Below are 14189 nucleotides of genomic sequence, written 5' to 3'. Positions count from 1 at the left end.
GCAGGCGGCACGCGCCGCCTGCGTATCGGGCATTACCAGATCTTTACCTGTTTATCGCTGGCGCGGACCATGTTCGAGCCGGCTTTGCACTGGAACGCCTGCGCGAAAGCAGCCATGTTCGACGGCGCACCGATAGCGCGGAACTGCGCCGGTGCGTGCGGATCGGTGTTGAGCGAGGTGAGCTGCGCTTCGGGGCGGATATTGCCGCGCCATACGCGCGCCCAGTTGAGAAAGAAGCGCTGGTCCTGCGTGTAGCCGTCGATCTTCTCGTTTGCTTCCTTCGGGTTGTTCTTCAACGCCATCTGCAAGGCATCGTAGGCTGCGTTGAGACCGCCCAGATCGCCGATGTTCTCGCCCATGGTCAGCTGGCCGTTGACGAACTTGCCGGGCAGTGCCTCATAACCGTTGAACTGTGCGGCCAGCTTGGCGGTGCGTTCCTCGAACGCCTTGCGATCGGCATCGGTCCACCAGTTGACGTTATTGCCCTTGGCGTCGAACTTGCTGCCCTGGTCGTCATAGCCATGGCCCATTTCATGGCCGATCACCGCACCGATGCCGCCGTAGTTGAGCGCGTCGTCGGCGGTCGCCGAGAAGAACGGGGGCTGCAGGATGGCGGCAGGGAAGACGATCTCGTTCTTCTGCGAGTTGTAATAGGCGTTGACGGTTTGCGGCGTCATGCCCCATTCGGTGCGGTCGACCGGCTTGCCGATCTTGCTGACCATATAGTCGTAGTTGAACTTGTCGGCGGCGTGGACGTTGGCGAAGTAGTTGTTCGGCGTCAGCTGCAGGCCGCTCCAGTCGCGCCACTTGTCCGGGTAGCCGATCTTGGGCACGAAGGTCGCCCATTTTTCAAGCGCCTTCTGCTTGGTTGCCGCGCTCATCCATTCCAGGTTCTCGATGCGCGACTTATAGGCGGCGCGCAGGTTGTTCACCAGCTGCTCGGCGCGCTGCTTGGAATCGGGTGAGAAGTTCTTCGCGACATAGAGCTCGCCGAGCGCCATGCCCATGCTCTCGTTGACCGTGGCCAGGGAAATTTTCCAGCGCACTTCCATTTCCTTCTGGCCATTCAAGGTGCTCTTGTTGAAGGCGAAGTCTTCCTGCTGGAACGGTTTGGACAGATACGCCGCAGCGTTATTGATCGCATGGAAGCGCAGATAGGCCTGCCATTGCGCCGCCGGTACATCGGTAAGCATCTTGTCCACTTCGCCGAAGAACGCCGGCTGCGACAGCGAGAAGCCGTCGGTAACCTCTGCATGCTGCGTCTTGAAGAACGCGGCCCAGTCGAAATGCGGCGTCACCTTGTCGGCATCGGCGATGCTGATGAAGTGATAGCGGTTTTCCGGCTTGCGCATCTCGGTCGGCGGCAACGAGACGGCTGCCAGGCGGGTTTCGAACTTCATGGCCGCATCGGCCTGCGCCTTTGCGTCGGCAGCCGACACGCCGGTCAATTGCAGCAACTTGGCGATATGTGCGACATAGGCGACACGAATCTTTTCGTAGTCGGGCTTGGTGTAGTAATCGGGCGTGGGTAAGCCCAGGCCGCCCTGGCCGGCATAGGCGATCTGCTTGTCCGAATCCTTGAAGTCGGCGTTGCCGCCGAAGCGGAACAGCACCGGCGTGCCTTGGGCGTAGGTATCGCTGATATAGGCGGCGATATCCGCCGGGGTTTTCAGCGAGGCGATGCGCGCCAGCTGCGGCTTGATCGGATCGAAGCCGGCTTTGTCGATGGCCGCTTCGTTCATGCCGGTGGCGTAGAGATAGCCGATCTTCTGTTCGATCGAACCGGCCTTGGCATCCGCGGCGCTCTTGGCCGCAGCTTCCACAATGATCCGCTGCGCCTTGAGGCTGTCTTCGCGCAGGGCGTCAAACGAGCCCCAGCGCGTGCGATCGGCAGGGATCGGGTTGGCGGCGACCCACTTGGCGTTGACGAAACCGTTGAAGTCGGAGCAGGGATCGATCTTGCTGTTCAGATCCTGGATGTTGAACGTGTCCGTGGCGGCCGCGGCGGCGCCGCAAAGGCTTAAAGTCACCGCGAAGGCCAGCGGCTTGAGAAGGCTCTTTTTCATGTGTGCTCCCACTTTGAGATCTGTCCGGATTGCCCGAGCCCCACGCGCAGGCAAATCAAGGCAGGCTAGGCAGCGGGGGACCATGGCCGACAGTGTCGAAGGTCATTGCTGCGTTGCGCTACGCGGTTATCATGTGGCCATGTCACACGCCATTAAACTCAGCTTCCGACCGGCCGTCGTGGCCGATGTCCCTGCCATCGTGCCCCTGGTCGAATCCGCCTATCGCGGCGAATCGGGCCTGCGCGGCTGGACCACCGAATCGCATCTGCTCGACGGTCAGCGCACCGATCCGCCGGCAGTGGCGGCCATTATCGAGGCGCCCGGCAGCATGGTGCTGCTTGCCGAAAGTAACGGCACGTTACAGGCTTGCTGCCAGCTGGAGCGGCAAGAGCGGGCCGGCTACTTCGGCATGTTCGCTGTGGTTCCGACGCTGCAAGGTGCCGGTATCGGCAAGGCTGTACTGGCTGAGGCCGAGCGATTCGCACGTGAGGTCTGGGGTTGCGAAGCGATGCGCATGACGGTGATCGAACAGCGCGATGAATTGATTCAATGGTATGAGCGGCGCGGCTATCGACTGACCGGCGAGCATCAGCCGTTTCCCTATGGCCAGGAGCGTTTCGGCATACCGCGCCGCGACGACCTGCGTTTTGTCGTGCTGTCCAAGTCGTTGACGGTGGCTGCGTGAACGACTGGATCTATGTCGGTACGCGCAGCGAATTGCTGCCGGGCGAGTTCAAGGTGGTGTGGGACGGCGATGTCGCTATCGCGGTCTACAATATCGATGGCGATCTCTATGCTATCGAAGATGTCTGTACCCACGATGGTGGGGAGCTTGCCGGTGGTCCGTTGCAAGGTTTCGAGGTCGAATGCCCGCGGCACGGGGCGCGTTTCGATTTGCGTAATGGCGAGGTGACCTGTCCGCCTGCGTATGAACCGGTGGCGTGTTTTCCGGTGCGCGAGGAGCACGGCGGGATCTGGACCAAGGATGATCGCGGCTGAAGATGCCTCGAATAACCTCCTACTCGTCATCCCGGCGTAGGCCGGGATCCAGTGGCTTCGGTTGTCGGTTTTCGCATAGGTATTCAGGGCTTTTCGCGAGAACCCCATGATGACGCCACTGGATTCCGGCCTACGCCGGAATGACGATAGGAAAAGCTGAGGTTATGCGAGGGCTCCTACAAAGTTTCGAGCGCCACGGTTCTACGAAAGTCCGACACTTTCTTGCCGAATGCATTGACGGGGACTTCGACATATCGATGCACAAGGAAGGCGACGAGCACGGCCAGGCCAACGCCGCTCACCCATGCGAACGTATAGGACATACCCTTGTCGATCAGGATCGGCATGGCGACATACCCGATCATCGAGTGAACCAGGTAGAGCGGAAAGCTGATGTCGGCCAGGAAGTCGAGGACCTTGTTGTCCCTGAAGTTATCTCTTAGCAGATAACAGGCCCAGAACAGAACCAACGCATAGCTGTAGTTCTTCACCAACGGGCCGAAGAATGCATTCTCATAGAACGCATTGATCGTGACGAACAGGGCGTAGATGATGACGCCATAACCCAGCGCAGCCCTTGCGCTCAGCTCGCCATAGAGCACGTAGTAGAACAGGCAGCCGAGGAACATGAGCGTCATATACCTCATGTCCGATACCAGGTACGAAAAGAAAACCTCCTGGCCGGGACCGTGCGTAGCGAAATAGGCGCCGATACAACACAAGGCAAGAAAGGCCGTCGAGGTCATCATGACCTGGTGCGCTTGCCTGCCTATGAAGAAGATCAGGGCAACGATCGCGTAGAACTTGATTTCCACGGCCAGCGACCAGCAGACGAAATCCAGCGATGGGATGCCCGTTGCGCTATGGAGAAGTGTCAGGTTCTTCAGCAGAAACGGCCAACTGATGCGATCGGATAATGGCGTCGACCAGTACCATGAGCAAAGGACGTACATGCCGATGCTTATCAACAGGCAAAACCAGTAGACGGGATAGATGCGGAAGAATCGCCGTATCAGGAACTTGCCTGTCGACAGGTTTCTCAAGCTGATCGGGATGACAAACCCGCTGATCAGGAAAAAGACGGCGACGCCGAAAACGCCGTAGAAGAATTCGCCGAATGGGGGCGACAGCACATGTCGTGTATACCCAGGTGGTACCGGGACAAAGCTCGCAGGCGTTCCCACGATCGAACGTATGACAGGGGAGAAGAAAATGCCCCAATAGTGATAGATAACGACCGATAGAGCGGCAACGGCGCGTAGTTGATGAGCAAATCTAAGCTTCATGTCGTGCCGGCTGCCCTAGCTCGTTACATGCTTGCGTTCACCTGCCATCAAAAGCGATAGACGAAACCCAGAGACGTCGTCACCTGGTTGGTCGAGCCGAAGCGCTTCACCAGGGGGCTATCCGCGGCATTACCAAGCAGGCGCGCGTAATCCACCGATAGCAATACAGCCGTGCGCCGGCTTACCGGGATCAATGCATCGTATTCCAGCTCGATCTGTTGGCTGCCGGCACTCGGGTTCCAGGCGTAAGTGCCCAATTGTGCCGCCTGGGTTGCCGTGACGCCGAAGAAACGGCGCATGGCCGGCGCATTCATCGCCTGCCATTGCAACTGTATGGACTCCTCGATCCCCCACAACGGCGGCAATCCGCTGTCGATATAGAGGTTGAGATATGCACCGGCACCTTCGGTATCGTGACTGAGCGTGGCGCCGAAATTCACGATGTCGTTCGGGTGATATTCGATATAGCCACCCGCATTGAGCCGCGGTGACAGCGAGTCGACGATGCCGGCCAGGCGCGGGCCGAGATCTTCGTGGCTGCGGCCCCACATGTAGTTGCCGTAAAAACCGCCTTGCCAGCCGTCACTATGGATGAAATCGACGGTGAGCCCATCGGAGGTGGACAAGGTGATGTTCTTGTCCACCGTCACCTGGACAAACGGCGCCAATTGATCGCGGTGGTTGTCCGAGCCTATCCACCCCGGCATGCGCATCACACCGGCGCCGACGTAATTGGTGAATTCACCGGTCGGCTCGTTATCGGCGTGTGCGAGCGATGGCGTGCCGGTCAATCCGAGCATGCAAAGCGCCAGCAACGCGAGCGCCGGCCGATGTTGCGGTATCACGATGCGGGCGTTCCTGCCTTGCTGTTGGCGGGGAAGCGCACGAGCACGCGTTGTCCGATGCGCAACGACGCCGGCGGGGCCTGGTCGAACACCAGTACGCATTCCACCGAGCGCGTGGTCGAGCGAACCATGGGGTCCTCTTCCAGGGTGCTGGCGCCGAACACGGCACCGATGCGAAGCACGCGCGCATGCAGTGGCGTGCCACTGCTGCCGCCGTCTTCAATGACCTCGGCCTGCATGCCTTCATGGACGACGCCGACGAAGGACTCGTTGAGTTCGGCGCGCACGATCCGCGGGGCATCGGGAAGCAGCACGAAGGCGGGGCCCGAGGATGTAGATACGGTCGCGCCGGGCTGGATCGTACGGCTGACGATCTGGCCGTCCACCGGCGCGTTGAGGCTGCGCTGGGTCAGCTCATAGCGTGCGGCTGCGAGTTTCTGTGCTGCCAGCGTGGCTGCAGCGTGGGTATTTTCCAACTCACCCTGCAACTGATCGGCGGCCTGGCGCGCGTCGTCCGCACTCTGGCCATCGGCCGCCCCGGCCGCCGCGGCACTGGCCAGGCGTTGCGCGCGCTGTTGCGCTGCTTTGATGCGTGTCTGCAGCAAGGTCGCCTGAGCTTGTGCCTGTTGTTGCTCAGCCTGGGCGGCATCGATGGCCAGCTGCGCCGGCTGCGTGTCCAGTCGCGCGAGCAACTGGCCTTTGTGTACGTTGTCGCCTTCGTGCACCTTGATCTCGGCCACCACGCCATCGCGCGGCATGGCCAGGCGCAGCAGACCGCCCTCGATGTCGACACGACCGCGTGCAACGGCCTGATACGCCGGCGCGGCGGCCTGTGCCGTGGTCTGGTTCGAGTCCCTGCCCGAGCAGGCCGCCAGGCTGGCGGCCGCGATCAACAGCAGCGACGGGTAAAGCAAGCGCGAACTCATGTAGAAGGTTCCTCGATATCGTCGCCGGCGGTGCCGGTCGCGATGGCTGGCCGATGATCGCTCAATATGCGGCCATCCTCCATGGTCAGAACGCGGTCAGCGTGGCCGACCAGGCGTGGATCATGCGTGACGCATAGCACCGTGGTGCCGTGCGTGCGGGCGATGCGGTGCAGGATGTCGATGACGATCTGGCCGTTGGCGGCATCCAGCGCGCTGGTCGGCTCATCGGCAAACAGCAGCTCAGGCTCCTTGGCCAGCGCGCGCGCGATCGCCACGCGTTGTTTCTCGCCACCGGAGAGCTCGGACGGGCGCAGCTCCATGCGCGGGCCCAGGCCGACCTCTTCGAGCGAGCCGGCCGCCCGGCGGCGTGCCTCGGCATCGGACAGGCCCAGGTAGCTCAGCGGTAGCGCGACCTGTTCCAACGCATTCAGGGCTGGGAACAGATTGAAGCCCTGAAACACGAAGCCGGTGTGATGCAGACGGAAGCGTTCCAGCTCGCGAGTATTCAATTCGCCCAGGTCCTGACCGAGCGCGCTGACGCCGCCCTGGTCGGGCCGTTGCAGGCCGCTCAGGATCGAGAGCAGGGTGCTCTTGCCGCAACCGGATGGGCCGGAAATCAGGGTCAGCTCGCCTGCGCCTACATCGAGGCTGAGGTCCTGCAGCACGGCCGAACGGAGCTTCCCATTGGTGAAAGCCTTGCTCACGCTGCGCGCTTGCAGCGATGTCGACGGAATGGATGGCTGGCTCGACATCGCTTATCTCAACAAGGTGGCCGGGTCGGCACGGCGCAGGCTGCGCATCGCGGCGAGACCCGAAACGATGGCCAGGCCAAGAATCAGCACGACGCAGGCGATGATCGCGGCAAACGAAAAGGCCACCGGCACGCTGTAGCTGCGCGCCAGCAGAAACAGCACGCCACCCAATATGAGGCTGCCAAGCAGGCCCAGCGCACCGACCCAGAACGCCTGTTCGAGTACGACCTTGCGCAATGCGCCCACACCCACGCCCAATGCATTGAGCGTGGCGTATTCGCGCACGGAGCCGACCACGGCCGCGACCAGTGTCTGGCTGGTGATCACCGCGCCGACCAGGAACACGATGCCGGCCAGAAACAGCACGGCCGCGCCGGCGCCGGTGTCCAGCATCCAGTACATCTTCGAGCGGCGTGCGAAATTCTTGGCCGTCCATACTTCGTACGGGCCAAAACTGGTAGCGCCGCGCAAGCGTTTGGCCACCACGCGCGCATCGGCCGGGTTATGCAGCTTGGCGACGAAGTAGGTCATGCGACCGACATTGGCCGAATCGGTGTCCAGGTCACGTGCGGTAGCGAGCGAAGCCACCACATTGACGCCGCCGAGTGCGCGCAAGCCGGAGCCCACGCCAACGACCTGCACGCGGCGACCGTTGATGATGGCGCTGTCGCCGACGTTGACGCCCAGGCTGCTCAGATCGGCGCGATCGACGACCACCGCATTGGGTTCGTTCAAGCGCTGCCGTAGCTCGGGCGATAGTGCTTGCGAAAACATCAGGCCGTCCGGGCGCGGATCGATGCCCGATACGAATACCGATACGCCGCCGTTGTCGCTGGGGCCGCGCCAGTCGGCATCGACCCAATGGAACGGCTCAACGCGGCTTATCGCCGGATCCATCAGCAAGCGCATTTCCACGTCGGTATCGATCGAGCGGCCCAGGTTGACGCTCTGCGTACCCGGATAACCGGCCCACAGGTCGGCCGACGATCCGGTGATATAGACGCTGGCGCTGCCGAAAATGCCCAGCACCAGGGCGGCCTGCAGCAACTGCAGCAACCCGGCGAAGCACACGGCGAGGATGGCGGGCAGAAAGCGGCGCCATTCGTAGACCAGTGTCTTGCGCGCGAGAGCGACCATCAGTTCTTTCCCGCCGCGTGCTTGTCGTGTGGTTTGTCGGCGGCGATCGGCGCTCCACCGAGCGCTTTATAAAGCGAGACATAGGCAAGATCGCGTGCGGCCCGGGCACTGATCAGATCGAGCTGGGCACGCTGTTGTTCGAGCACGCTGTCCTGCAGATCGAGTGTGCTGCCCAGTTGCAGTTCGGTACGTTTATGCGCGGCGGCGGTGCTCTGATCCAGGGAATCGAGCGCCGACTGTGAGAACTGTTCGCGACCGCGCAACTGTTCCAGATCGCCCATCGCCATTTCCACTTCGGCCACGCCCTGCAACACCGCCTGGCGATAGGCCAGCACGGCTGCCTGCAGCTGATGATCCTTGGCGTGGGCGGTAGCCAACCGTTGGCCCCAATCGAACAGCGGCATGTCGATCACCGGGCCAACCGAAAAAATGCCTTCGCCGGTATGCACGCGATGGTTGCGTGCGATGTTGGTGGACCATTGCAGCGACGTGCCGATGCCGATATGCGGCAGGACGTCGGCATGGCTCAGGCCCGCCTCGCCCGCCGTGCGCAGCACTTCGGCTTCGGCGGCGGCGATTTCTGGCCGGGTGCGCAGCAGATCGCCGGGCGCCTTGGTGACTTGCCAGTCGCCCAGTTGCGGCTGCGGTCCCGGTTGCAGCCACGCGTCGTCGGGTTCGTTCTGGCCAAGCAACACCGCCAGCTGTTGCGCGCTGTTGTTGATGGCTTGCTGCGGTTCGGCCAGGGCCGCCTGGGCGCGTGCCAGTTCGGCTTGGGCGCGCGCCACCTCGGCCGGAGGGCTCAGCTTCAACTGTTCACGTACGCCAAGCAGGCGCACTTTTTCCTGTTGCGCGTCGCGCATCGCGGTCAGTGTGCGCATCTGCTGTTGGGCTGAGCGCAGTTCGACCCAACGTCGCGTGACCTCGGCCACCAGGGAAACGCGCGCGCCACGCATGGCGGCGGCGGCCTGGTTTTCCTGGCTCTGGGCAACGCGACCGGCGTTTTTCCAGGTCCCGAAAAGCGGGAGTTCCCATAGCGCATCGAAACCGACCACGAAGAACGACGCGCTGGTATCCGGGTCGATCACGTCATTGGTGCGCAGGCTCAGCGACGGCAGGTAGCTGTCATGACTATGGCCGTTCAAGATTCGCGCGGCGCGCAGGCGCTCCGCTGCCTGAGCCAGATCCAGGTTGTTCTGCAAGGCGCGATCGATCAGGGCATCCAGGTCCGGATCGCCCAGCGCTTTCCACCATTCGCGCAGGTCGGCCTGCGCGGGGCGGGCATCGGCCGGCATATTGCGCCAGGCATCGGGTACGGACGGTTTCAGCGCGGGCAGGGGGGCGGCGGAGCAGCCGGCCAGCAGCACCAGGCCCATGCACAGCAACCATGGCGATCCGCCAAGCGGGAGCCATCGCCGGGGGGCGGCGCCGAACAATGAGTGCAGCTTGAACGGAAACAGGGCGAAACTCCCGAGGCCTGCGACGAGGAAAGCCATCAGATGACGAGGGTTGCCGTGAGTTTCCAGCCGGTATCCGTCGCCCGAGGCGAGGTCGGCCGGACCCAACCGGCATCTGCCGCCAGCCCCTGAGGGCTTCAGGCAGAGGAGAAGCATAACCGCTGAACCTTGACGGCGTCCTTAGTGCGGCCGGGATTATCGCAATCATTTATGAATAAAAAAGGCAGCGACGGCAAAAGAAAGGGGGCCGAAAGGGGGGTACACCCAAGATGCGCCAACCTTAACGTTGGAGTGGCGTGCGTGACTGCGTGGAAAATCCTCTGCGATTTCGATGGCACCATCTCCGTCGAAGACGTGATCGACTCGCTGCTGGATCGTTTCGGCCGTCCCGGTTGGGAGACGCTGGAGCGAGATTGGCGTGCGGGCAAGATCGGTTCGCGTGAGTGCATGACCGGGCAGGTTGACTTGCTCGACATGACCCAGTCCGAGCTGGACAAGCATCTGTCCACGTTGTGGATCGATCATGCCTTCCCGGATTTCGTCGCCAAGGCGCGCGAATTGGACACGCCGATCCGCGTGGTCAGCGACGGTCTCGATTACGCCATTCACCAGATCCTGGGACGTTACGGTCTGGACGATCTGCCGCTGGCCGCCAATCACCTGGCGCCCGCCACGCCGCCGCGCCAATGGCAGCTGACCTCGCCCTTCCAGGCCGAAGGTTGCCGCAGCGGTACCTGCAAGTGCGCCTGTGTCGAGCAGGCCCGCCAGGGTGGCCACAAGACCCTGCTGATCGGTGACGGTGCGTCCGACTTCTGCGCCGCCGATCGCGTCGATTTTGTTTTTGCCAAGCATCGCCTGATCGAGCATTGCCGCCACGCCGGCATTCCCTACGTGCCGATCACCGGTTTCGAAGATGCCTTGGAGCTGTTGCCCAAGTTGCTCGATGGCAGCCTCACCGAATACGTCGTCCCCGCGGTCGCCACGGCTGCGATCCGCTAAGTCCCCCTTTCGCCTGAACCTGAAAAATCCGGATTTCTCTCGATGAATGTTTACGACAAGAACGCGGACGTCGTGATCGACGACGCGCAGCTGCTTGCTGACGAAGCCCAGTACAGCTCGTTCGGCGACACCGTGCATTATGTGGACCCGCCCAAGATTTTCCGCCACGGCGAGGGCAGCTACATGTACGACACGGCAGGCGTGCCGTTCCTCGACCTGCAGATGTGGTATTCGGCAGTCAACTTCGGCTACGGCAACAAGCGCCTGAACGACACGCTCAAGCGCCAGATCGACGTACTGCCGCAGGTCGCCAGCCAGTACCTGCATCAGACCCGTATTCAGCTCGCCAAGACGATCGCCGTCGACGCCCAGGAAAAGTTCGGCCTGAAGGGTCGCGTGCATTTCAATGTGGGCGGTGCGCAGGCGGTCGAAGACTCGCTCAAGCTGGTGCGTAACTATTCCAACGGCAAGAGCCTGATGTTCGCCTTCGAAGGCGGTTATCACGGCCGCACGCTGGGTGCTTCGTCGATCACCTCGAGCTACCGCTACCGTCGTCGCTTCGGCCACTTCGGCGAGCGCGCCATGTTCATCCCGTTCCCGTATCCGTTCCGCCGCCCGAAGGGCATGACGCCGGAAGAGTATTCGGACGCCTGCGTGCGCCAGTTCGAGCGTCTGTTCGAAACCGAATACAACGGCGTGTGGGACCCCAAGGTCAATCAGGCCGAATACGCCGCGTTCTACGTCGAGCCGATCCAGGGCACCGGCGGTTACGTGATCCCGCCGAAGAACTTCTTCAAGGACCTGAAGAAGGTGCTGGACAAGTACGGCATCCTGATGGTCGTCGACGAAATCCAGATGGGTTTCTGGCGTACCGGCAAGCTGTGGTCGATCGAGCATTTCGGTGTGACGCCGGATGCGATCGTCTTCGGCAAGGCGCTGACCAACGGTCTCAACCCGCTGTCGGGTCTGTGGGCGCGCGAAGAACTGATCAACCCGACCATCTTCCCGCCGGGTTCGACCCATTCGACCTTCAACTCCAACCCGCTGGGTACCTCGCTGGGTCTGGAAGTGATCAAGATGGGTTACGAGCTGAACTACGAGAAGACCGTGGCCGAGAAGGGCGCGCACTTCCTCGATGGCCTGAAGGACCTGCAGAAGCGCCACAAGGAAATCGGCGACGTCGATGGCCTGGGTCTGGCGCTGCGTGCGGAAATCTGCACCGACGACGGCTTCACGCCGAACAAGGCGCTGCTCGACAAGATGGTCGACATCGGCCTGGCCGGCGACCTGCAGCACAACGGCAAGAAGATCGGCCTGGTGCTCGATGTCGGCGGTTGGTACAAGAACGTGATCACCTTTGCCCCGTCGCTGGATATCAGCCACGAGGAAATCGACCTGGCCATGGCGCTGCTCGATCAGCTGCTGACCAAGGCGAAGAAGGCCATGTAAGTTTCCGGAGCGAGTGCGCTGCTTGCCTCGCTCCGTCTTTTTATGTCCGTAATTTCCCGTGCAGGGGAAGTGTGACAGCGGCGGCGCCTTCGGGGCGTCGCCGTTTTTTTATGTCTTTTTTTTGAGGGCAGGCCTTTTAAGGTTTTTATAAGCGACACCCGGGATAATTCCCGCGTGGCTCACGAAGGCGCCGGGCATGCATATCTTGGTAGTAGAGGACGACGTGCCGCTGGGAACCGCGATCCAGCGCGCCTTGACGCGCTTGAGCTATACGGTCAGCTGGTTCCGCGACGGCAAGGAAGCCAGCCTGGCCTTGCGCGACCAGACCGCCGATCTGGTGCTGCTGGACCTTGGTCTGCCCGGCAAGGACGGCTTTGACCTGCTGGTCGAGGCGCGCCGCATGCATGTGAAAACCCCGATCATCGTGATGACGGCACGCGATGGCCTGGATGCGCGCGTTCGCGGCCTGGATGCCGGCGCCGACGATTACCTGATCAAGCCATTCCATCTGGACGAGCTGGCGGCGCGTATCCGTTCGCTTGCACGGCGAGCGCAGGGCCTGGCGGCCAACACCATCGAGGTGGGGGCGATCGGCATGGATATGGGCACGCTGCAGGTGACGTTTCGTGGCGAACCGGTGGAACTGACCAAGCGCGAATTTTCGCTGTTGCAGATACTGATGGAGCGCGCCGGCCGCATCGTGCGCCGCGAAAGCCTCGAAAACTCGCTCTATGGCCTGGATACCGAAGTGGGCACCGGCGCACTGGACGTGCTGATCCACGCGCTGCGCCGCAAGCTCAGCTTTGACACGATCAAGACCGTCCGTGGCTTCGGCTACATGATTCCGCTGGAGCCCAAATGACCGCGCCGAGCCTGAGCTCCCGGCTGCGTTGGCTGATCATTGCCGTGCTGGCGGCGGTACTGGTGCCGTTGGCCGTTCTCAGTTTCAAGCGCACGCTATCGGAAGTGGACGAGCTTTCCGACGGGCGTCTTGCGCAATCGGCGCGTACGCTCGATGTGTTGATCGAGCATGCAGGCGTGAATGTGCTGCGCAGCAAGGACGGCGAGATGGTGCAGGTGCCGATCAAGCCGGCCGACACCAACACGGTCACGCTCTATGGGCGGACCTACGAATCGGAAGTAGGATTCCAGGTATTCGATGCCCATGGCCAGATGATGCTGGCCACGGCGAATCTTGCGACGATGCCGCCGCCCGCGCCGCATGAGGTCGGCTTTCAGGATGTGCGTCATGCCGGTTATCGGTGGCGGGTATTTACGCTGGCGAGCAATCCCGATGGCGTCACCATTCGCGCGGCTGAGCGATACGACAGCCGGCACGACATCACGCAAGCTCTGCTGATCGAGCATGGCGTGCCCTTGATCATCGGCCTTCCGCTGCTGGCGCTATTGGTAGGGCTGGCCATACGTCGCGGGCTGCGACCGCTGTCGCGGCTGGCTCAACTGTTGTCGACGCGCGAAGTCGGCAGCCATGCGCCGGTGCTCTTGCCGCGCGCGCCGCAAGAGCTGCAGCCCGTACTGACCGCGTTGAACGACCAGCTTTCGCGACTCGATGATGCGCTCGAACGCGAACGTCGCTTCAGTGCCGATGTCGCTCATGAGCTGCGTACGCCGCTGGCGTCGACCATGATCAATCTGGAAAACGCCATGGCGAGCAGCGACCCTGGCGAGGCAGGTGCTGCCTTGCAGGGTGCACAGGAGTGCCTGGTATCGCTGGCGCGTCGCACCGAACAATTGCTGGCACTGGCGCGATTGGAATCGAGCCTGCGCGCAACGCAGCGGACAAGTATCGATCTGGCTGCGGTCGCCAGCGCTGTGATCGAAGAAATGGCGCCCTTGATCGCCGACAGTGGTGTGGAGCTCAGCGTCTTGCCGTTGCCGGACGACCTGATCGTGCAGGGCGACGAAACCGCGCTGCGTGCACTGCTGCGCAACCTGATCGAGAACGCGCTACGACATGTGCCCGCCGGCGGCCAGGTGCAGCTGTCGATGGAGAAGACCGCGCTGGATGTCTGGATCGATGTGATCGACGACGGTCCGGGTATTCCGCCCGAGCGTCGAGAGGAAGTCTTTGCCCGTTTTCATCGCGAATCCAGCAGCCGTGGCGAGGGTTACGGGCTGGGGCTGTCGATCGTGCAGCGCGCCGCCCAGTTGCATGGGGCGACGATCCAGTTGCTTGATTCGCCGTTTGGCCGTGGTTTGCGTGTTCGCGTCGCTATCCCCCGAGAAGCCGCAGCTTCGGGAAGTCCCTAGAACCT

The 14189-nt window shown here is 62.2% G+C and carries 13 protein-coding genes; 6 read left to right on the top strand and 7 right to left on the bottom strand.

The window, feature by feature from the left end; all coding sequences use genetic code 11:
- Window positions 1–32: 32 nt before the first annotated feature.
- Entirely contained in the window at window positions 33–2066 is a 2034-nt protein-coding gene (locus tag ACZ6WW_RS01645; protein WP_465272692.1) for a M13 family metallopeptidase, read from the bottom strand.
- A gap of 139 nt (window positions 2067–2205) precedes the next feature.
- On the opposite strand from ACZ6WW_RS01645, the gene ACZ6WW_RS01640 reads away from it, so the two are divergent.
- Both ACZ6WW_RS01640 and ACZ6WW_RS01635 read left to right on the top strand, forming a co-directional pair.
- Window positions 2206–2751: a GNAT family N-acetyltransferase gene (locus ACZ6WW_RS01640; RefSeq protein WP_465272691.1), complete on the top strand. Its 546-nt coding sequence runs from the start codon at window positions 2206–2208 to the stop codon at window positions 2749–2751.
- On the top strand, window positions 2748–3065 hold the full coding sequence (locus ACZ6WW_RS01635; RefSeq protein WP_281852373.1) for a non-heme iron oxygenase ferredoxin subunit: 318 nt from the start codon (window positions 2748–2750) through the stop codon (window positions 3063–3065). Before ACZ6WW_RS01640 ends, ACZ6WW_RS01635 begins: the two co-directional genes overlap by 4 nt.
- Before the next feature lie 176 nt (window positions 3066–3241).
- Here ACZ6WW_RS01635 and ACZ6WW_RS01630 read toward each other — a convergent pair whose 3' ends face one another.
- The 6 genes from ACZ6WW_RS01630 to ACZ6WW_RS01605 are packed head-to-tail and all read right to left on the bottom strand — an operon-like array spanning window position 3242 to window position 9384.
- Window positions 3242–4351, bottom strand: coding sequence for an acyltransferase family protein (locus ACZ6WW_RS01630; protein ID WP_465272690.1), 1110 nt, complete (start codon window positions 4349–4351; stop codon window positions 3242–3244).
- Window positions 4352–4398: 47 nt separating this feature from the next.
- Window positions 4399–5196: a MipA/OmpV family protein gene (locus ACZ6WW_RS01625; protein ID WP_465272689.1), complete on the bottom strand. Its 798-nt coding sequence runs from the start codon at window positions 5194–5196 to the stop codon at window positions 4399–4401.
- Window positions 5193–6122 carry an efflux RND transporter periplasmic adaptor subunit gene (locus tag ACZ6WW_RS01620; RefSeq protein ID WP_465272688.1) on the bottom strand — a complete coding sequence of 310 codons (930 nt, stop codon included), beginning with the start codon at window positions 6120–6122 and terminating at the stop codon, window positions 5193–5195. Before ACZ6WW_RS01620 ends, ACZ6WW_RS01625 begins: the two co-directional genes overlap by 4 nt.
- The gene (locus ACZ6WW_RS01615) at window positions 6119–6874 is read right to left on the bottom strand and encodes an ABC transporter ATP-binding protein (protein WP_465272687.1); all 756 of its coding nucleotides are present in this window, start codon (window positions 6872–6874) and stop codon (window positions 6119–6121) included. The genes ACZ6WW_RS01620 and ACZ6WW_RS01615 overlap by 4 nt, the downstream gene beginning before the upstream one ends.
- A 3-nt stretch (window positions 6875–6877) precedes the next feature.
- Window positions 6878–8011 (bottom strand): ABC transporter permease, encoded by a 1134-nt coding sequence (locus tag ACZ6WW_RS01610; protein ID WP_281852378.1) that lies wholly within the window; start codon window positions 8009–8011, stop codon window positions 6878–6880.
- Window positions 8011–9384, bottom strand: coding sequence for a TolC family protein (locus ACZ6WW_RS01605; RefSeq protein WP_465272686.1), 1374 nt, complete (start codon window positions 9382–9384; stop codon window positions 8011–8013). Before ACZ6WW_RS01605 ends, ACZ6WW_RS01610 begins: the two co-directional genes overlap by 1 nt.
- A 381-nt stretch (window positions 9385–9765) precedes the next feature.
- On the opposite strand from ACZ6WW_RS01605, the gene ACZ6WW_RS01600 reads away from it, so the two are divergent.
- The 4 genes from ACZ6WW_RS01600 to ACZ6WW_RS01585 all read left to right on the top strand — a co-directional run bounded on the left by ACZ6WW_RS01600 (window position 9766) and on the right by ACZ6WW_RS01585 (window position 14184).
- Complete coding sequence (locus ACZ6WW_RS01600) at window positions 9766–10464, top strand: MtnX-like HAD-IB family phosphatase (RefSeq protein ID WP_465272685.1); 699 nt, start codon at window positions 9766–9768, stop codon at window positions 10462–10464.
- A gap of 42 nt (window positions 10465–10506) precedes the next feature.
- On the top strand, window positions 10507–11913 hold the full coding sequence (locus tag ACZ6WW_RS01595; RefSeq protein ID WP_281852382.1) for an aspartate aminotransferase family protein: 1407 nt from the start codon (window positions 10507–10509) through the stop codon (window positions 11911–11913).
- Between the two features lie 196 nt (window positions 11914–12109).
- The gene (locus tag ACZ6WW_RS01590; protein WP_281852383.1) at window positions 12110–12775 is read left to right on the top strand and encodes a response regulator; all 666 of its coding nucleotides are present in this window, start codon (window positions 12110–12112) and stop codon (window positions 12773–12775) included.
- Window positions 12772–14184 carry a sensor histidine kinase gene (locus ACZ6WW_RS01585; protein WP_465272684.1) on the top strand — a complete coding sequence of 471 codons (1413 nt, stop codon included), beginning with the start codon at window positions 12772–12774 and terminating at the stop codon, window positions 14182–14184. The genes ACZ6WW_RS01590 and ACZ6WW_RS01585 overlap by 4 nt, the downstream gene beginning before the upstream one ends.
- The last annotated feature ends 5 nt before the right edge of the window (window positions 14185–14189 follow it).

The organism is Dyella sp. NPDC103356 (assembly GCF_055584465.1).
Note: the sequence above shows the minus strand (reverse complement) of the source record. Positions and strands in the feature narration are given on the sequence as shown.

Coding starts and splice junctions, on each gene's coding strand:
- ACZ6WW_RS01645 (WP_465272692.1), bottom strand. CDS start 2,066: ATGAAAAAGAGCCTTCTCAAGCCGCTGGCCTTCGCGGTGACTTTAAGC.
- ACZ6WW_RS01585 (WP_465272684.1), top strand. CDS start 12,772: ATGACCGCGCCGAGCCTGAGCTCCCGGCTGCGTTGGCTGATCATTGCC.
- ACZ6WW_RS01605 (WP_465272686.1), bottom strand. CDS start 9,384: ATGGGCCTGGTGCTGCTGGCCGGCTGCTCCGCCGCCCCCCTGCCCGCG.
- ACZ6WW_RS01595 (WP_281852382.1), top strand. CDS start 10,507: ATGAATGTTTACGACAAGAACGCGGACGTCGTGATCGACGACGCGCAG.
- ACZ6WW_RS01630 (WP_465272690.1), bottom strand. CDS start 4,351: ATGAAGCTTAGATTTGCTCATCAACTACGCGCCGTTGCCGCTCTATCG.
- ACZ6WW_RS01610 (WP_281852378.1), bottom strand. CDS start 8,011: ATGGTCGCTCTCGCGCGCAAGACACTGGTCTACGAATGGCGCCGCTTT.
- ACZ6WW_RS01615 (WP_465272687.1), bottom strand. CDS start 6,874: ATGTCGAGCCAGCCATCCATTCCGTCGACATCGCTGCAAGCGCGCAGC.
- ACZ6WW_RS01640 (WP_465272691.1), top strand. CDS start 2,206: ATGTCACACGCCATTAAACTCAGCTTCCGACCGGCCGTCGTGGCCGAT.
- ACZ6WW_RS01590 (WP_281852383.1), top strand. CDS start 12,110: ATGCATATCTTGGTAGTAGAGGACGACGTGCCGCTGGGAACCGCGATC.
- ACZ6WW_RS01620 (WP_465272688.1), bottom strand. CDS start 6,122: ATGAGTTCGCGCTTGCTTTACCCGTCGCTGCTGTTGATCGCGGCCGCC.